At 68.8% G+C, this 17,385-nt stretch carries 19 protein-coding genes and 1 tRNA gene; 15 read left to right on the forward strand and 5 right to left on the reverse strand.

Annotated features, from left to right (window positions below; all coding sequences use genetic code 11):
* Window positions 1-133 precede the first annotated feature (133 nt).
* Window positions 134-1,621, forward strand: a complete 1,488-nt coding sequence (gene trpE / locus RG19_RS02250) for an anthranilate synthase component I (protein WP_058833841.1) — start codon at window positions 134-136, stop codon at window positions 1,619-1,621.
* Between the two features lie 171 nt (window positions 1,622-1,792).
* Here trpE and RG19_RS02255 read toward each other — a convergent pair whose 3' ends face one another.
* Window positions 1,793-3,169, reverse strand: a complete 1,377-nt coding sequence (locus RG19_RS02255; RefSeq protein WP_058833842.1) for an NTP/NDP exchange transporter — start codon at window positions 3,167-3,169, stop codon at window positions 1,793-1,795.
* A gap of 220 nt (window positions 3,170-3,389) precedes the next feature.
* Between RG19_RS02255 and RG19_RS02260 the strand changes: the two genes are divergently transcribed.
* The 4 genes from RG19_RS02260 to RG19_RS02275 all read left to right on the forward strand — a co-directional run bounded on the left by RG19_RS02260 (window position 3,390) and on the right by RG19_RS02275 (window position 7,060).
* The gene (locus RG19_RS02260) at window positions 3,390-3,968 is read left to right on the forward strand and encodes an anthranilate synthase component II (RefSeq protein ID WP_058833843.1); all 579 of its coding nucleotides are present in this window, start codon (window positions 3,390-3,392) and stop codon (window positions 3,966-3,968) included.
* A gap of 252 nt (window positions 3,969-4,220) precedes the next feature.
* Window positions 4,221-5,270: an anthranilate phosphoribosyltransferase gene (gene trpD / locus RG19_RS02265; RefSeq protein ID WP_058833844.1), complete on the forward strand. Its 1,050-nt coding sequence runs from the start codon at window positions 4,221-4,223 to the stop codon at window positions 5,268-5,270.
* Window positions 5,271-5,495: 225 nt separating this feature from the next.
* Window positions 5,496-6,320: an indole-3-glycerol phosphate synthase TrpC gene (gene trpC, locus RG19_RS02270; protein WP_058833845.1), complete on the forward strand. Its 825-nt coding sequence runs from the start codon at window positions 5,496-5,498 to the stop codon at window positions 6,318-6,320.
* Window positions 6,317-7,060, forward strand: coding sequence for a haloacid dehalogenase-like hydrolase (locus RG19_RS02275; RefSeq protein ID WP_058833846.1), 744 nt, complete (start codon window positions 6,317-6,319; stop codon window positions 7,058-7,060). The genes trpC and RG19_RS02275 overlap by 4 nt, the downstream gene beginning before the upstream one ends.
* A 295-nt stretch (window positions 7,061-7,355) precedes the next feature.
* Here RG19_RS02275 and RG19_RS02280 read toward each other — a convergent pair whose 3' ends face one another.
* Both RG19_RS02280 and crp read right to left on the reverse strand, forming a co-directional pair.
* Window positions 7,356-7,820: a GNAT family N-acetyltransferase gene (locus RG19_RS02280; RefSeq protein WP_058833847.1), complete on the reverse strand. Its 465-nt coding sequence runs from the start codon at window positions 7,818-7,820 to the stop codon at window positions 7,356-7,358.
* Between the two features lie 4 nt (window positions 7,821-7,824).
* A complete protein-coding gene (gene crp, locus RG19_RS02285; protein WP_058833848.1) occupies window positions 7,825-8,514 on the reverse strand; it encodes a cAMP-activated global transcriptional regulator CRP in 690 nt (229 codons plus the stop codon).
* Window positions 8,515-8,645: 131 nt separating this feature from the next.
* On the opposite strand from crp, the gene speD reads away from it, so the two are divergent.
* Window positions 8,646-9,437, forward strand: a complete 792-nt coding sequence (gene speD, locus RG19_RS02290) for an adenosylmethionine decarboxylase (protein WP_058833849.1) — start codon at window positions 8,646-8,648, stop codon at window positions 9,435-9,437.
* Between the two features lie 130 nt (window positions 9,438-9,567).
* On the opposite strand, the gene coq7 is transcribed toward speD, so the two are convergent.
* Window positions 9,568-10,209 (reverse strand): 2-polyprenyl-3-methyl-6-methoxy-1,4-benzoquinone monooxygenase, encoded by a 642-nt coding sequence (gene coq7, locus RG19_RS02295; protein WP_058833850.1) that lies wholly within the window; start codon window positions 10,207-10,209, stop codon window positions 9,568-9,570.
* A 249-nt stretch (window positions 10,210-10,458) separates the two neighbouring features.
* Here coq7 and rplM point away from each other — a divergent pair, with 249 nt between their 5' ends.
* The 6 genes from rplM to maiA all read left to right on the forward strand — a co-directional run bounded on the left by rplM (window position 10,459) and on the right by maiA (window position 14,388).
* Window positions 10,459-10,887, forward strand: coding sequence for a 50S ribosomal protein L13 (gene rplM, locus RG19_RS02300; protein WP_058833851.1), 429 nt, complete (start codon window positions 10,459-10,461; stop codon window positions 10,885-10,887).
* Between the two features lie 3 nt (window positions 10,888-10,890).
* Window positions 10,891-11,283: a 30S ribosomal protein S9 gene (rpsI, locus tag RG19_RS02305; RefSeq protein ID WP_058833852.1), complete on the forward strand. Its 393-nt coding sequence runs from the start codon at window positions 10,891-10,893 to the stop codon at window positions 11,281-11,283.
* Between the two features lie 90 nt (window positions 11,284-11,373).
* A tRNA-Gln gene (locus tag RG19_RS02310) sits at window positions 11,374-11,448 on the forward strand.
* Between the two features lie 232 nt (window positions 11,449-11,680).
* Window positions 11,681-12,418, forward strand: coding sequence for a 2OG-Fe dioxygenase family protein (locus tag RG19_RS02315; protein ID WP_082672428.1), 738 nt, complete (start codon window positions 11,681-11,683; stop codon window positions 12,416-12,418).
* Window positions 12,419-12,647: 229 nt separating this feature from the next.
* Entirely contained in the window at window positions 12,648-13,631 is a 984-nt protein-coding gene (locus tag RG19_RS02320) for a fumarylacetoacetate hydrolase family protein (RefSeq protein WP_058833853.1), read from the forward strand.
* 97 nt (window positions 13,632-13,728) lie between these two features.
* Complete coding sequence (gene maiA / locus RG19_RS02325; RefSeq protein ID WP_058833854.1) at window positions 13,729-14,388, forward strand: maleylacetoacetate isomerase; 660 nt, start codon at window positions 13,729-13,731, stop codon at window positions 14,386-14,388.
* Between the two features lie 146 nt (window positions 14,389-14,534).
* Here the strand turns inward: maiA and RG19_RS02330 are convergent, their stop codons facing one another.
* The gene (locus tag RG19_RS02330) at window positions 14,535-15,653 is read right to left on the reverse strand and encodes a PilT/PilU family type 4a pilus ATPase (RefSeq protein WP_058833855.1); all 1,119 of its coding nucleotides are present in this window, start codon (window positions 15,651-15,653) and stop codon (window positions 14,535-14,537) included.
* A 91-nt stretch (window positions 15,654-15,744) separates the two neighbouring features.
* Between RG19_RS02330 and RG19_RS02335 the strand changes: the two genes are divergently transcribed.
* The 3 genes from RG19_RS02335 (at window position 15,745) to RG19_RS02345 (ending at window position 17,363) form a co-directional block, all read left to right on the forward strand.
* Window positions 15,745-16,131, forward strand: a complete 387-nt coding sequence (locus RG19_RS02335; protein ID WP_058833856.1) for a DUF4398 domain-containing protein — start codon at window positions 15,745-15,747, stop codon at window positions 16,129-16,131.
* A gap of 5 nt (window positions 16,132-16,136) precedes the next feature.
* Window positions 16,137-16,748, forward strand: a complete 612-nt coding sequence (locus RG19_RS02340; protein ID WP_157515136.1) for a hypothetical protein — start codon at window positions 16,137-16,139, stop codon at window positions 16,746-16,748.
* 393 nt (window positions 16,749-17,141) lie between these two features.
* Window positions 17,142-17,363, forward strand: coding sequence for an HP1242/YdcH family protein (locus RG19_RS02345; protein WP_058833858.1), 222 nt, complete (start codon window positions 17,142-17,144; stop codon window positions 17,361-17,363).
* Window positions 17,364-17,385: the final 22 nt, after the last annotated feature.

A 17,385-nucleotide genomic window follows, 5' to 3' on the forward strand; every position in this document is an offset into this window, starting at 1 on the left:
GCGTCGCATGTCCGGTGGCGAGCCTTTAAAGTACGCGACATGCACCTGCCTCTTCCGATCGCGATGACCGGCCACGCTTGGCGATGGTGACGCGCCCGCGTCGTTGCCCGTCCGTCCATCGTGGAGCCCCCGCTTGATCACCCAGCAGCAGTTCGATCGTTTCGCCACCGAAGGCCACACCCGCATCCCCGTCGCGCGCGAGGTCCTGTCCGATCTCGATACGCCGCTGTCGGTCTATCTGAAGCTCGCCGACGGCCCGTACACCTATCTGTTCGAGTCGGTGGAGGGCGGTGAGCGGTTCGGCCGTTATTCGATCATCGGCCTGCCGGCGACGCGCGTGATCTGCTTCCGCGGGCACGAGATGACGGTCAGCGAGCATGGCGATGTCGTGGAGACGCGTCCGGTCGAAGACCCGTTCGCGGAAGTCGAGCGCCTGCGCACGGCGGAGTCGGTCCCGCAGGTCGAGGGCCTGCCGGCGTTCACGGGCGGTCTCGTCGGCTGGTTCGGATTCGAGTGCATCGGCTACGTGGAGTCGCGGCTGGCCGACGCCGCGGAGGCGCCCGCGCGCCGCGACGAGCTGGGCACGCCCGACATCCTGCTGATGCAGTCGGAAGAAGTGGCGGTGTTCGACAACCTGCGGGGTCGCCTGTACCTCGTGGTCCATGCCGATCCCCGGCAACCACAGGCCTGGGCACGCGCCAACCGCCGCCTGGATGCACTGGCGCATCGTCTGCGCCACGGCGGCGCAGGCTATCCGGAAACCCTGCAGCCGGCCGCGCTCGACGAGGGCGATTTCGTCTCGGGCTTCACCCGCGCGGGATTCATCGACGCGGTCGAGCGCTCGAAGGAGTACATCCGCGCCGGCGACATCTTCCAGGTGGTGCTGTCGCAGCGATTGTCGGTGCCTTTCCATGCGCGGCCGGTGGATGTCTATCGCGCCCTGCGTGCGCTCAACCCATCGCCCTACATGTATTTCCTCGACGTGGGCGGGACCCAGGTGGTCGGCTCCTCGCCCGAGATTCTGGTCCGGCAGCAGGGCGGCACCGTGACCGTGCGGCCGATCGCCGGCACGCGTCCGCGCGGCGCCACGCCCGAGGCCGACGCGGCGCTGGAGGCGGAGCTGCTGGCCGATCCCAAGGAGCGCGCCGAGCACCTGATGCTGATCGACCTCGGTCGCAACGACGTGGGGCGCGTTTCGGAGGCGGGCAGCGTGGAGGTCGGCGAGCGCTTCACCATCGAGCGCTACAGCCACGTCATGCACATCGTCAGCGAGGTCACCGGGCGCCTGCGCGCGGGGATGTCGTACGCCGATGTCCTGCGGGCGACGTTCCCCGCCGGTACGGTGAGCGGGGCACCGAAGATCCGTGCGCTGGAGATCATCCGCGACCTGGAGCCGATCCGCCGCAACGTCTACTCCGGTGCCGTCGGCTACATCGGTTGGCATGGCGACGCCGACACCGCCATCGCCATCCGCACCGCGGTGATCCAGGACGGGCGCCTGCACGTGCAGGCCGGTGCCGGCATCGTCTACGACTCCGACCCCGAGAAGGAGTGGGAGGAGACCATGAACAAGGGACGCGCGCTGTTCCGCGCCGTGGCGCAGGCGGCGCGGGGACTCTAGGGCGCCCTGCGCGGGCGTACCCGCGGCCGGACGGCGAATTCCGCCCGGCCCGCGTCCCTGTCGCCGAGTCCGCAATCCGCACCGCCGTCGGCTACGGTGCCGGCACGCCTTCGACGGGCGGCGGGCAGATGCCGCTCGAGGTCCTGCCCACGCTGCACCGCACCCGGTGCGTCAGGGCGAAGCGCCAGACCGCGGACCGTCCTGCGCCTGCCGGACACCGGGCGCCAGGCCTCGTTGCACCTCAGCCCTTTGCCCCTGCGCGCGCCCGAGCCAGACGGCGAGTGCGGCCCAGGCCAGCGCGAGCGGGACGACGACGCTGACCAGGCCGCCGAGGGCGAGGCCGAGGCGTCCGAGAGCGCCTTCGGTCTGCGCGCCGACGACGTCGCCCGCGCGGTAGACGAAGGTGTCGATGAAGGCCTTGGCCTTGTACTTGTCCTCGCGGTCGACGACGGTGAATAGCGCCTCGCGGGCGGGCCGGGTGATGCCGCGCTGGACGGCGCGGTTGGTGGCCTCGAGCAGCACCAGGACGACGAAGGAGCCGTAGATGGCCAGGCCGACGAAGCCGATCGCGGTGGCGATGGGCAGGATGGCCAGGGCCACGCCGAGACCGAAGCGCTTGACGATCTGCCCGGTGAGGGTGAGCTGGAGCACGAGCACGGCGACCTGGGTCCACATGTCGATGTTGCCGAGGATGGCGGCGCGGGTATCGGTGTCGTCGGCGACGGCGGCGACCATCTGCAGGCGGGTGAAGTAGATGAAGGTGGCGACCACGGTCATGAGCAGGACGTAGCCGGCGATGCCGCTGAGGTAGGGGGAGCGGAACACGGCGCGGATGCCGGCCCAGGCGCTGCCGCCGATGCGTTCGGACGGGTCGCGTGCGGAGGCGACGCTGCCGGCCTGGCTGGCGCGATCGGTGGCGACGCGCATCAGCGCCCAGGCGGCGAGGACGGCGATCAGCAGGAAACCGCCGGCGACGAGCAGCAGGCTGGGGGTGCCCAGGGGCTCGGCCAGGCGCGAGGTGAGCCAGGGTCCGAAGATGGCGCCGAGGGTACCGCCGACGGAGATGAGGGCGAAGAAGCGCTTGCCCTGGTCGGGTGTGAAGCGGTCGGCGAGCAGTGCCCAGAAGACCATGGTGACGAAGAGGTTGAAGACGCTGAACCAGACGTAGAAGACCTGGCCGCTGCGTTGTCCGATGGCGCCGGGCGCGAAGACGAGCAGGGCCCAGAAGCCGACGAGGCTGGCGACGAAGAAGCCGTAGGTGGTGCCGATGAACTGGAGGCGTCTGAGGCGACTGACGATGAGACCGAAGAGCGGATTGACGGCGAGGGTGACGAGCGCGGTGCCGATGAAGAGCCAGCGGACGCTGTCGATGCCGCGCTCCATGCCGAGGGCGTCGCGGGCGGGCCGCAGGAGCATGAGTGCGGTGAGGACGCAGAAGAAGAACAGCGCGGCGATCAGCACCGGGGCGAGTTCGCCGGGCTGCAGGTTGAACAGGCGGTGCAGCGCACGGGGGGCAGGCGGCGTGCGGCCGTCGGCAGGCAGGGACATCGGGATCGGCTCCAATCGGTTCGAAACGGGAGGCGCTCTGTCGTGGCTGCCCCAGTATGCCGCGACGAAGCGGACGCGCGGCGGCGAACTGTCCCGGCTCGCCGCTTCGTCGGATAATGCCGGCTAGGCTGCTTGACGGCTGCCGATGTGCATGAGTCCACGTGTCCAAGAGCCGTCGAAATCCTGACCTGTCACTTGCAATCAACGGGATGACGAACACGTGCTCTTGATGATCGACAACTACGACAGCTTCACCTGGAACCTCGTGCAGTACATGCAGGCGCTCGGCGCCGAGGTCCGGGTGGAGCGCAACGATGCGCTGAGTGTCGACGAGATCGTCCGCCTCGCGCCCGAGCGCATCGTCATCTCGCCCGGGCCGTGCACGCCCAACGAGGCCGGGGTCTCGCTGGACCTGATCGATCGGCTCGGCCCGACCACGCCGATCCTCGGCGTATGCCTCGGGCACCAGGCCATCGGGCAGGCCTACGGCGGAAACGTGATCCGTGCCGGACGCATCATGCACGGCAAGACCTCGCCGATCCGGCACGAGGGGCGCGGCGTGTTCGCGGCGCTGCCCGACCGCTACGAGGCCACGCGGTACCACTCGCTGGTGGTGGAGCGGGGCAGTTTGCCGGATTGCCTGGAGATCACCGCCTGGACCGAGCACGACGACGGCGGCTTCGAGGAGATCATGGGGCTGCGCCACCGCGAGCATCCCGTGGAAGGCGTGCAGTTCCATCCCGAGTCGATCCTGACCGAACACGGCCATGCGTTGCTGAAGAACTTCCTGGAACGCTGATCGCAGGCGGCGTGTCCGGGCTCCGGCCGCGCGAGGGCTGAAACGCCCGCGCGTGGGCGCAAGCGCCATCGAGATGGGCGCGATCGGATCGGCGGAAACGTGCGTGCGCGCGTCCCGAGGGCATCGATGCGATGCGCGGCCGTCGCCTCGCGGTGGCCGGCGCGGCGCGAAGGCCGCAGGTGGATGGCACACTAGGCGGCCTCGTCGCAGGCCCCTGTGGCGAAGCGTCCCTTCCGTCCCACGGTGCCCGCCATGCCCATCACCCCCCAGGAAGCGCTGCAGCGCACGATCGAGCACCGCGAGATCTTCCACGACGAAATGGTCGATCTGATGCGCCAGATCATGCGCGGCGAGGTCTCGCCGACGATGACCGCGGCGATCCTCACCGGGTTGCGGGTCAAGAAGGAAACCATCGGCGAGATCGCCGGCGCGGCGGCGGTGATGCGGGAGTTCTCGCGCCCGGTGGCGATCGCCGACCGCACGCACCTGGTGGACATCGTCGGCACCGGTGGCGATGGCGCGCACACCTTCAACATCTCCACCTGCTCGATGTTCGTGGCGGCGGCGGCCGGCGCGAAGATCGCCAAGCACGGCAACCGCAGCGTGTCGTCGAAGTCGGGGGCCGCCGATGTCCTCGAGGCGCTGGGGGCGTCGATCGAGCTGCAGCCCGAGCAAGTGGCCGCGTCGATCGAACAGATCGGCATCGGCTTCATGTTCGCGCCGGTGCACCATCCGGCGATGAAGGTGGTCGCGCCGGTGCGCCGAGAGATGGGCGTGCGTACGCTCTTCAACATCCTCGGGCCGCTCACCAATCCGGCTGCGGCGCCGTCGATCCTGATGGGGGTCTTCCACCCCGACCTGGTCGGCATCCAGGCGCGCGCGCTGCAGCGCCTGGGCGCGGAGCGGGCCCTGGTCGTCTGGGGTCGCGACGGCATGGACGAGCTTTCTCTCGGTGCCGCGACGCTGGTCGGCGAACTGCGCGATGGCGAGGTGCGCGAGTACGAGGTACATCCGGAGGACTTCGGCATCGCCATGTCGCACAGCCGTAACCTGCGCGTCGAGGACGCGGCCGAGTCGAAGGCGATCCTGCTGGACGTGCTCGATGGCGTGGCGGGGCCGGCGCAGGACATCGTCGTGTTCAATGCCGGCGCCGCGCTGTATGTGGCTGGCGTGGCCGAATCGTTGGCCGACGGCATCGCACGCGCGCGCGCCGCGATCGCAGGCGGACAGGCGCGTCGACGCCTGGACGATTTCGTCGCCACCACCCGGGCGCTGGCCGCGGCGCCGCCGGCGTCGACCTGACGGGTCGCGTGCGATCCGCGCCGTGTCTGCCGCACGCGCCGGGCCTGTTGGCATCGCCCGGCCATCGCGGCATCCGTCGCGGTGCCACCAGGAGGGCGCCATCCGGAGATCGACGACGGCCCGTCCCGGCCGGGTGGGGGCGGGCGGCTGCGTCGGGGTTCGCGCGTGACGGCGCGAACGGGGACAATGGTCGACCGCGCTACTGCCTGCCCGACCCGATCGCCGATGACCGACATCCTTCAACGCATCTTGGCGCGCAAGCGCGACGAGATCGCCGAACGCCGTGCCGCACGCCCGCTCGATGAACTGCGCACGCGCGCTGCCGACGCGCCGGCCACGCGTGGCTTCGCGGCCGCGATGGACGCGGCGATCGGCGCCGGGCGCGCTGCGGTCATCGCCGAGGTCAAGAAGGCGAGCCCCTCCAAGGGCGTGATCCGTCCCGACTTCCGGCCCGCGTCGATCGCGCGCAGCTACGCCACGGGCGGGGCAACCTGCCTGTCGGTCCTGACCGACCGCGATTTCTTCCAGGGCGCCGATGAGTATCTGGTGGCCGCGCGCGAGGCCTGCGACCTGCCGGTGCTGCGCAAGGACTTCACCGTGGACCCCTACCAGGTCTACGAAGCGCGCGTGCTCGGTGCCGACTGCATCCTGCTCATCGTCGCCGCACTGGACGACGATACGCTGGCCGCGCTGGCCGCGCTCGCGCTCGACCTGGGGATGGACGTGCTGGTGGAGGTGCACGATGCGGACGAACTCGCGCGTGCCTTGCGGTTGCCGTCGTCGGGGGGGCGGCAACCGCTGCTCGGCGTGAACAACCGCAACCTGCGCACGTTCGAGGTGTCGCTCGACACCACGCTCGCGTTGCGTGGCCAGGCGCCCGGCGGCCGTGCGCTGGTGGCCGAAAGCGGCATCCACGCGCGCGCCGACGTCGAGCGTCTTCGCGCGGGCGGGGTGCATGCCTTCCTGGTCGGCGAGGCGTTCATGCGTGCCGAGGATCCCGGACAGGCGCTGCGCGCGCTGTTTCCCGATGCACGGGGCGCCGCGGCATGAGTGTCGGGCAGGCGTTCCCGCCCGAGCGTGCCGATGCGCCGACCGTGGTGTTCGATTTCGACCACACCCTCTACGACGGCGATTCCGGCAGTCACCTGTTCGCCTGGTTGATCCGGCGAAGCGCCTGGCGTCTTGTGCTGGCCGCCCTGGCCGCGCCCGTGCTCGGACCGATGATCGCTTGGCTGCCGACCCGGCGCCGCGGTATTTCCGGGTTCGTCTGGATCGGGACGGTCGGCCTGCATCGTCCGACGACGCTCGACGCGATGATCGACCGCTACGTCGCCGGGCACACCCAGATCCTGCGTGACCGTCTGCTGCCCACCGCGCTGGAGGTGCTGCACCGTCACCGGATGGCCGGCGATCGGGTCGTGGTCGCGACCGGCGCGCCGCCGGAACTGGCGCGCGCGATCCTGGCCTTCGTGGCCCACGAGACGGTGCCGGTCATCGGCAGCCTGACCGGGCCGCGCGCCGGCGCGATCCTCGTCACCCGTCACTGTCACGCCGAAGAAAAGATGCGCATGCTGCGCGACGCGGGCTATCCGGGCGTGGATGTGGCGTATTCCGACAGCAGCGCCGATCTGCCGCTACTGCGCGCCGCGCACACGCCGGTGGTGGTCAACCCCAAGCACGGGGCGGTGGACCTGTTCCGGCGGGTGTTGCCCGCCGGCACGCCGATCCTCAACTGGGGCTGTCGCGACCGGGGGGGAGCGCCGGCTGCGCCGGGCGACGAGACTCGCTGAGGCAGGTCTATCCACACAAGGTGTGGATCGTGGCTGGGCAAACCTGTGGACAAGTGACGCAAACGATTGACCGCGAAGCCCTGCGGGTCAGTGTGGCGAGGAAATGACCAGACCGTTGCCGGACGCACCTTCGCTGCCGCGTTCGCGCTCGGGGCGGCTGCTGGAGACGCGGCCGGGCCGGAGATCGCTGGCCAGCCAGCGGGCGTCGTGCGTGGGCGAGGCGGCCCTCGGCCGCGGATGTGGTCGTCGCGGGAGTGGGCGTGGTCGCTGAGGGGCGCGCGTCTTGCGGTCTCGCTCAGGCGTCGCCGAGTCGTTTGATGAAGCGCAGGGTGCCGTCGCTGTAGCCGCAGGCCTTGTAGAAGGCATGGGCGTCGGTGCGCTGCGAGCCGCTGGTGATCTCGAGCCGCGCCGCGCCACCGAAGCGGGCCCGCCGCTCGGCTTCCTTCAGCAGTTGCCGGCCCAGTCCACGTCCCTGGGCGTCGTTGCGCACGACCAGGGCGGTGATCCGGCAGGTGGTGGTGCCCAAGGGCAGGTAGTACATGAAGTCCAGTGCGAGCAGCCCGCAGACCTCGCCGCCGCAGCGCGCGACCACCAGGGCCTGGCGATCGTTGTCGATGATGCTGCGGATGCGTCGTGCGGCGTCGTCGACATCGCACGGATAGCCCATTTCCGACAGCAGGGTGGCCACGTCGTCGGCGTCGATCAACGACGCGCTGCGCAGATCGGCACCGGGCAGCGCGTCGAGACCCACCGCGGACATGTGCTCAGCGTGTCCCGTAGAGGACGATGGTCTTGCCGCGGGCGTGCAGCTTGCCGTCGACCTGGAGCTTCTTCAGCACCCGGCCCGCCATTTCGCGCGAGCAGCCCACCAGCCGGGCGAGCTCCTGGCGGGAAATCCGCAACTGGGTGCCCTGCGGATGGCTCATCGCTTCCGGCTCCTTGGTCAGGTCGTGCAGGGTCCGGGTGATGCGGTCGGTGACGTCCAGGAACGCCAGCCGCCCGGCCTTGCGGCTGGTGTCGATGAGGCGCCGGGACAACTGGGCGCCGATCGAATACAGGATGCGGGTGGCGTCGTGGGCCAGCGGCCCTTCCAGCAAGGCCTGGAGGCGCTCGTAGCTGATCTCGGCCAGTTCGCACTGCACACGAGTGCGCAGGATCACCTCGCGGCTGTCGGAATCGATGAACAGCCCCATTTCGCCGACGAACTCGCCGTTGCCGAAGTAGCCCAGCACGAGCTCGCGACCGTCATCTTCCTCGGCGATGATGCTGACCGAGCCGCTGACCACGAAGTAGAGGGTGCCCGCGGGGTCGCCGGGGCGGAAGACGTCCGTGCGTGCCGGATAGCGGCGACGATGGCAGTGGGCGAGAAAACGCTCGATCGTTGCCGGTGTGGGCATGAGGGGATGAACCGGTCTCTGGAGTGTCGGAATGACGGCCACGTTGAGTGCGCTCATTTCCTGAACGGATGGGGGAAGATTGCGAGAGTAGGCGGTTGGGGCGCTTCCGGCAAACCCCCGCCTGCGAAGTTCGGACGATTGCCCCATAATTCGTGTTTTCGCCGTTCCGCCAGTGAGGGTCGCCCACAGTGGTCAAGCCGCTGCCCCGTCTGAAGCTCCAGGGCTTCAACAATCTGACGAAGGCCCTGTCCTTCAACATCTACGACGTCTGCTACGCCGCGTCCGAGGACGAGCGCCGCCGGTACATCGAGTACATCGACGAGGTCTACAACGCCGATCGGCTGACGCAGATCCTGACCGATGTGGCCGAGATCATCGGTGCCAACATCCTCAACATCGCGCGGCAGGACTACGACCCGCAGGGCGCGTCGGTGACCATCCTGATCTCCGAGGAGCCGGTGATCGACAGGAAGGACGCCAAGGGCGTGATCTCCGATGCGGTGGTCGCGCACATGGACAAGTCGCACATCACGGTGCACACGTATCCGGAAACCCATCCGGACAACGGCATCGCGACCTTCCGCGCCGACATCGATGTGGCGACCTGCGGGGTGATCTCGCCGCTGAAGGCGTTGAATTATCTGATCGAAAGCCTCGAGTCCGACATCGTCATCATGGATTACCGGGTGCGTGGCTTCACCCGCGACATCAAGGGCAAGAAGCACTACATCGATCACAAGATCAATTCGATCCAGGATTATCTGGCGAAGAACATCCGCGCGCGCTACGAAATGCTCGACGTGAACGTCTACCAGGAGAATATCTTCCACACGAAGATGCACCTGAAGGACTTCGACCTCGACCAGTACCTGTTCGAGGAAAAGGCGCGCAACCTGTCGTTCAAGGAGCGGATGAAGATCGAGGCGCGGCTCAAGCGCGAGATCGAGGAGCTCTATCACGGCCGCAACCTGGCCGACTGATCGCCCGCGCCGATTCCGCCCGAGGTTGCGCAAGGCCCCGCTCAGGCGGGGCCTTGCCGTTTCCGGTGCCCGCGCCCAGCAAGGGCGGACGCCGGGCGGCAGCGATGCCCGGATCGCGGCCCGGGCGGCGCTACAGACGGTAGGCGACCGCCTTCATCAGCTTCGATGCGCCGGCCATCAGCGTCGGGATCGGCTGCGGCAGGATCCTCGCGCCGGCCTGCTCGGCCTCGTCGGCGTGCCGGGCCTCGTCGGCCTTCATGGTCTCGAGGATGGCGCGGCTGCGCAGGTCGGCCGGCGGCAAGGTCTGCAGATGCTCGTCGAGGTGTGCTTCCACCTGGCGCTCGGTCTCCACCACGAAGCCCAGGTTCCAGCCGTCCCCGCGCAGCCCGGCCGCCACGCCGATGGCGTAGCTGCCGGCGTACCACAGCGGATTGAGCAGGCTCGGGCGGTCGTCGAGTTCGCGCAGCCGCTCGGCGCACCAGGCGAGATGATCGGTTTCCTCCTGCGCGGCATGCATCAGGTGGTCTCGGGTCGCGGCGTCGCGGGCCACCGCCGCCTGTCCGACGTACAGCGCCTGCGCGCAGATCTCGCCGACGTGATTGATCCGCATCAGCCCGGCCGCGTGACGTCGTTCGCCGGGGTCGAGCGCGACATCGGGCGTGTCGGCGGCCGGGTTGGCGCGTGTGGCCGCAGGGTCGCCGAACAGGGTATCCAGCGCATGCTGGGACTGGGCCAGGAGGCGATCGAGCGGGCTGAGGCGGCGGTGGGTCATCGGCAGGCGGTGGGGCGATGCGAGGCATATCATGTTCGCCCTCCGTCGGCCTCGCGCCAAGCCCGGCGAGCCGGGGCGGAGGACGTGTTGACCGTGGGAGGACGGGGTCGGGTTGCGGTGAGTCCGCCGGCCGGCTATGATTCCGCTCCTGTTTCGCCCTCACAACGCGTGGCGACGTTCCGCCGGCCGCAATGGCCGCCACCGGAACCAGCCCGACCAGTGACCCCTTCGAGTATCCAAAACTCCGTCATGAAGACTTTCAGCGCCAAGTCCGAGACCGTCCAGCGCGACTGGTACGTGGTCGATGCCACCGGCAAGACCCTCGGCCGCCTCAGCAGCGAAATCGCCCGCCGCCTGCGCGGCAAGCACAAGCCCGTCTACACCCCGCATGTCGACACCGGCGACTACATCATCGTGGTCAATGCCGAGAAGGTCGCGGTGACCGGCAAGAAGCTGACCGACAAGAAGTACCATCGCTTCACCGGCTACATCGGCAACCTCAAGACCGAGTCGCTGGGTCAGGCGCTGGAGCGCCACCCGGAGCGCGTGATCGAGATCGCGGTCAAGGGCATGCTGCCGAAGAACACGCTGGGCCGCGCGATGTACCGCAAGCTCAAGGTGTACAAGGGTGCCGAGCATCCGCACACCGCCCAGCAGCCGCAGATCCTGGAACTCTAAGTCATGGCTATTTCCCAGAATTACGGCACCGGCCGTCGCAAGTCCTCCGTCGCCCGCGTGTTCCTGCGCAAGGGTTCGGGCAACATCACCGTCAACGACCGTCCGCTCGACGAGTTCTTCGGCCGTGAGACCGCGCGCATGATCGTGCGCCAGCCGCTCGAGCTGACCCAGAACACCGACAAGTTCGACATCTTCGTCACCGCCAGCGGCGGCGGCACCACCGGTCAGGCCGGTGCGATCCGCCTGGGCATCGCCCGTGCGCTGGTGGAGTACGACGAAGCGCTGAAGGTGGACCTGCGCAAGGCGGGCTTCGTGACCCGCGACGCCCGCGAGGTCGAGCGCAAGAAGGTCGGTCTGCACAAGGCCCGCCGCGCGACCCAGTTCTCCAAGCGTTAATGCGTTCCGTCGTCTTCGCGCTGCCGGCGCGGAGACGACAGGCGTCGGGTCTTGCGGACATCCGTGGATTCGACGTTACAATGCACCCATAGCCCCGTCGCCAAGCGGTAAGGCACCTGACTCTGACTCAGGCATTCGGAGGTTCGAATCCTTCCGGGGCTGCCATCTTCCGATCTGGTCCGCCAGATCCAGAAAAACCCGCCGCTCGGCGGGTTTTTTTCGTTCGGCCCCGGCGGTCTGTGCTCTGCGGGTTCGGCCGTCGCGTCCGGGTGCGGTTTCAGTCATGCCGACGACGCATGGATGAATGTGCCCGCGTCTTCGACGTGGCGCTGGCGCCCGTGCACGGCGACGCGGAAAATGCGTGCATGGCCGGCACGGCTGCCGGCGGTACGCGCCCATGACCCAGATGCTCGCTCCCCCCCTGACTGCCCTGGCCGACGTGCCGGGCGCGCTCGCTGCAGATGGATTCGCCGTGCTCGGGCCGGCGGCGGCCGCGCACCTGGCCGGCGTGGACATCGCCGCGTTCGAGGCGATGCGTGAAAGCTGGGACCGCCTTCCACCCGATACGTATCTGATGGACGGCGGCCGGTATCGGCGCCGCCGGCATTCCTGTTGGGAAGTCAGCGGAGGTGTGCTGGCGCTCGCGCCACATCGAGCGCACTGGCAGCCGCGCGATTACAACGCCCTGCATGGCGGCATGCGGCGCTGGTTCGAGCCGGTGGAGCCGTCGGTGCAGGCGCTGGCCGGTTGGCAGGGCCTCATCGTCGGCCTGGCGGGCCTGGCCGACGGTTTGCGCGGCCCGCGCGCCTGGTATGTGGAAGCGCACCAGTTCCGTATCGACACCAGCGATGGCATCGGCCGGCCGACACCGGAAGGCGCGCATCGAGACGGCGTCGATCTGGTGGCGGTCTGCGTGGTCGGCCGGCATGCCATCAAGGGCGGCGAGACGCGCGTGTTCGAGGCGGACGGGCCGCGGGGACAGCGGTTCACGCTGGCCGAGCCGTGGTCCTTGTTGTTGCTCGACGACACCCGCGTGATTCACGAGTCGACGCCGATCCAGCCGCTGGCCGGTCATGGCCATCGCGATACGCTGGTGATGACGCTGCGGGCAGGCGGATTCCAGGGAGACGACTGAGCCGCGCCTCGCGGAGGTCCGGTCGACGATCGGGCGCCGGGTGGGAGCGGGCGCTTCCAGCTTCGCGCGATACCCATCGGCGCGGTGTCCGCGGAAGGGCGCTGACGGCGTTCAGGACCGCACGGCGCCACTCCTGCGAAAAAATGCCGTACGTCGGCGGCGAGGCATGGCGGTGTCGGCGCCCCGCCGCAACTGGTTACAATTGAAATCAATTCGTCCGGAGATATCCATGAAGCTCGGTTCCCTGAAGGAAGGCGGTCGCGACGGTACGCTGATCGTGGTGTCCCGCGACCTCACGCGTGCAGTGCGTGCCACCGGCATCGCGCCCACGCTGCAGCGCGCGCTGGAGGACTGGTCGAACCTGGCGCCGCGCCTCAACGCGCTGGCCGAGCAGCTCGAAGTGGGCGAGGCGGAAGGTGCGTTCGATGTCGACATGGCGGCATTGGCGTCGCCATTGCCGCGTGCGTACGAGTTCGTCGACGGCAGTGCCTATCTTCCGCATGTCGAGCGCGTACGGCGCGCGCGTGGTGCCGAGGTGCCGGAGAGCTTCTACACCGATCCGCTGATGTATCAGGCCACCAGCGCCGGGTTCCTGGGTCCCCGCGACCCGGTGCGCGTGGTCAGCGAGGATTACGGCATCGACCTCGAGGCCGAGATCGTGGTGATCACCGACGACGTGCCGATGGCGGCGTCGCCCGAGGACGCCGCGGGGCACATCCAGCTGATCGGCCTGGTCAACGATGTGAGCCTGCGCAACCTGATCCCCGGCGAGCTGGCCAAGGGCTTCGGCTTCCTGCAATCGAAGCCGCGTTCGGCATTGTCGCCGGTGTTCGTCACCCCGGACGAACTGGGCGACGCCTGGCGCGACAACAAGCTGCACCTGCCGCTGGTCACCCACGTCAACGACGCATGGTTCGGCGCGCCGGAGGCGGGTGTGGACATGCAGTTCGATTTCGCCCAGTTGGTGGCGCATGCGGCGAAGACGCGGCCCCTGTCGGCGGGCGCCATCGTCGGCTCGGGCACGATCGCCAATCAGGACACCGCCAAGGGCGCCTCGTGCTTCGCCGAGAAGCGCACGGTGGAGACCCTCGAGCACGGCAAGCCGCAGACGCCGTTCCTGGCGTTCGGCGACAGGGTGCGCATCGAGATGCTCGACGCCGAGGGACGTTCGATTTTCGGCGCGATCGAACAACGCATCGAACGGCAGGACTGACGAAGCCGCGCTCGGGTGGGATCGGCGGCACGCCGTACGCATGCCCGACACGCTAAGGTGCTGCGGCGGCCGCATGGTCTTGAGCGAGGGGGGTGACATGAGCGAGCGCCTGGCGCTGTATTCCTATTGGCGATCGAGTGCCGCATACCGGGTGCGCATCGCGCTCAATCTCAAGCAGCTCGCCTACGACACGCTGCCGGTGCATCTGGTGCGCGACGGCGGCGAGCAGCACAAGCCCGACTACACCGCCCACGCGCCTCAGGCGCTGGTGCCGATGCTGGTGCACGGCGAGCGCCGCATGCGGCAGTCCATGGCGATCATCGAGTACATCGACGAAACCTGGCCGCAGATGCCGTTGCTCCCGTCGACCGCCGCGGCGCGGCAGCGGGTGCGCGAACTGGCGCAACTGGTCGCCTGCGAGATCCATCCCCTGAACAACCTGCGGGTGCTGCGCTTCCTGGAACACGAATGGCGTGTGCCGCAGCCCGAGCGCGAAAGCTGGATCGCGCACTGGGTGCAAAGCGGGCTCGGGGCGTTCGAAGCGCTGCTGGCGGTGGAGGGCGCGCTCCTGGGGCCGTTCGCCTCGGGCGATCGGCCCGGGCTCGCCGACTGCTGCCTGGTGCCGCAGCTCTACAATGCGCGCCGGTTCGGCGTGGACCTGTCGCCGTATCCCGGCCTGCTGCGCATCGAGACCGCCTGCCTGGCCCTGGACGCATTCGACCGGGCGCGGCCGGAGCAGCAGCCCGACGCGCCCTGACGTGTCGCGAGGCCTGGGCCGGATGGCCAGGGGCTGGCTGGGCGGCTCGAATCGGATGGCGGATCCGGCATCCGATTCGGGAGGCGGGCCGCGACGACAGCATCGACGTGCGCCGCCAGGAGCGGCGTCACGTCTCCGGACGGCGGTCAGCCGCGCACCGGGTCGTCCGCGGCGAACACGTCCGCGTAGGGGTCGTGCACGTCGCCGCCTTCGGACAGGCGGAATTTCAGCGCGAGGCCGTCGCGGGAGTCCGCCGCCTTGAGTGCTTCTTCCATCTCGATCCTGCCTTCCTTGTGCAGGCGGAACAGGCACTGGTCGAACGTCTCCATGCCTTCTTCCAGCGTGTCTTCCATCGCCGGCTTGATCTCGTGCACCTGGCCGCGGCGCAGCAGGTCGCGAATCATCGGCGTATTGATCAGCACTTCCGCCGCCGGCAGCCGGCGTCCGTCGGTGCCGACCACCAGGCGCTGGCTGACCACCGCCTTGAGGTTGAGCGCCAGGTTCATCAGCACGTTCTTGTGCGCGGCCTCGTTGAAGAAGTTGAGGATGCGCTCGATGGTCTGGTCGGCGTTGTTGGAATGCAGCGTCGCCAGGCACAGATGGCCGGTTTCGGCGAACGCGATCGCGGCCTCCATCGTGGTCGCGTCGAGGATCTCGCCGATCAGGATGACGTCGGGCGCCTCGCGCATCGCGTTCTTCAGCGCGTTGTGGAAGGTGTGGGTGTCGAGCCCGACCTCGCGCTGGTTGACGATGGATTTCTTGTGCCGGTGCAGATACTCGATGGGATCCTCGATGGTGAGGATGTGCCCGGAGGTGTGCGCGTTGCGGTAGTCGATCATCGACGCCAGCGTGGTCGACTTGCCCGAGCCGGTGGAGCCGACGATCAGCACCAGGCCGCGCGGGGCCATGATGATCTGCTTGAGCACCTGCGGCAGTTGCAGCTCCTCGATCGACGGGATCGCGCTGCGGATCGAGCGGATCACCATGCCGATCTCGCCGCGCTGCTTGAACACGTTGACGCGGAAGCGGCCGGAATCCTGCAGCGACAGGGCCATGTTGAGCTCGAGTTCGCGCTCGAACATCGGCACCTGGCCCTCGTCCATCAGGGAGTAGGCGATCTTCTTGACCATCCCCGGCGGCAGGCCCGTGTTGCCCAGGGGATGGAGCTTGCCCTCGACCTTGATGTAGACCGGTGCGCCGGTGGTCAGGAACATGTCCGACGCGTTCTTTTCCGTCATCAGCTTCAGGAAATAGCCGATGTCCATGAATCATCCCCCCCGGGAGCCCGGCCGGTCATTGCGCGGCGGGCATATGCTGTCGACAATTGGCCGCATGTTCCCCATGAGGTGCGGCCCGATGACGCCCACTTTCGCACAGTTCCAGCGGCTTCTGCAGGCTTGCGCCCTCGCAAGCGTGCTCGTGCTCACAGCTTGCGCCACCCGCCTGCCGCCGCCGACCACCGAGGTCGCCACGGCCCAGCAGTCCGTGACGCGCGCGGCTGCGGCGGATGCCGACCAGTACGCATTCGACGAGCTCGAGCAGGCGCGCACGTTGCTGGGCCAGGCGCAGGCGGCGCTGTCGGCAGGGCGCGACGACGAGGCCCGTGGGGCCGCGCTGTCGTCCGCCGCGCTGGCCGATCTCGCGCTCGCGCGCAGCCGCGAGGCCGCCGCGCAGTCCGAGCTCGCGCAGCATCGGGCGCAGATCACCGATCTGCGTCGTCGTATCGGCATGGAGGGGGAATGATCATGATGACCGCCGGAATCCGACGCTACCTCCTGATCGCGGGGATGGCTTGCGCCGTGGTGCTGCCGCTGGGCGTGCAGGCCCAGCAGCGTGGAGGCGCCGATGCCGAAATGCTGTCGCAACGCCTGCGTGCCCTGGAAGCCGATCCTGCGACCGCCAGTGTCGCCATGCTCGAGCGCCTGCAGGCGCGGCAGGCGATCGACGCCTATCTCGCGGCCGGCTCGCGCCAGCGCGACGTGCTCGGCCAGGTGGCGGGCTGGCGGGTCGAGACGGCCGAGATCGCCGCACGGACGGAGACCGTCCGGCGCGAGGTCGATCGTCTCGATCGCACCCGCGCGGATCTGCTGGTCGAGGCCAGCCGGCAGGAGGCCGCGCGTGCGCGGGCCGAGGCCGAGCGGCTGCGCATCGAGGCGCAGATCCAGGCCGAGGAAACCGCGCGGCTGCGGGCTGCGGCCGATTACGAGCTCACCGCGCGCCAGCAGGCGGAAACGGCCCTGGAAGGGGTCGCCAGCGGCGAGGCGGCCCGGTTGCGGGCCGCTCGGGCGCGTGAGGCCGAGCTCGCACGCCGCGAGGCCGAGTTGATGCGTGAGCTCGAAGTCGATCTGGGCGACGATTGACCCCTCAGTTGGGCAACGGTTCAAGGAAATCAACGGCTTGGGTGAATGGGGCGTCGCCGCATCATGCTGCGCTCGCGGCGTTTGCCGCGCCTCGCCAGGCCCCGGCGCGGCGCGTTGCCGAAGTGGAAAATCGGCTCTTGTCGGTCCGAAGGGCGAGGAGTAGGGTCGAGGTCGAAGCGGTGCCGTCCGGCCCGCTCCGACCAGGCCAATGACGACGACGTACCCGCCCATTGCCCAGGAATACCGTCATCCTCGTCGGGAGGTGTTGCTGGTACCGATGGCGGGTTCTTCGTCCGAGTTCCACACGAACGCCCCGGCTCCGGTCGGGGCGTTCGTGTGTGCGGCCCGGCCGCAGGTCCTGCCCATGTCCCATTGACCGAGGAGGCGATCCACATGTTCGAAGCGCAACCCCACGCGGAAATGGAAGCGGTGTTCCAGGCCAATCCGGATTTCCGGCGCCTGTATCACCACCATCAGGAGCTCGACAAGAAGGTCATGGATGCCGAACTCGGCGTATTGCCGATCGACGAGACGACGCTTGCGCAAATGAAGCGCGAGAAGCTCCAGGCCAAGGACCGGCTGATCAAGATGTTCGACGACATCCAGCAGCACTGACGCCCCTGGCGCCTCGGGGGGG

Source organism: Luteimonas abyssi (assembly GCF_001482195.1).
Taxonomy (GTDB): domain Bacteria; phylum Pseudomonadota; class Gammaproteobacteria; order Xanthomonadales; family Xanthomonadaceae; genus Luteimonas; species Luteimonas abyssi.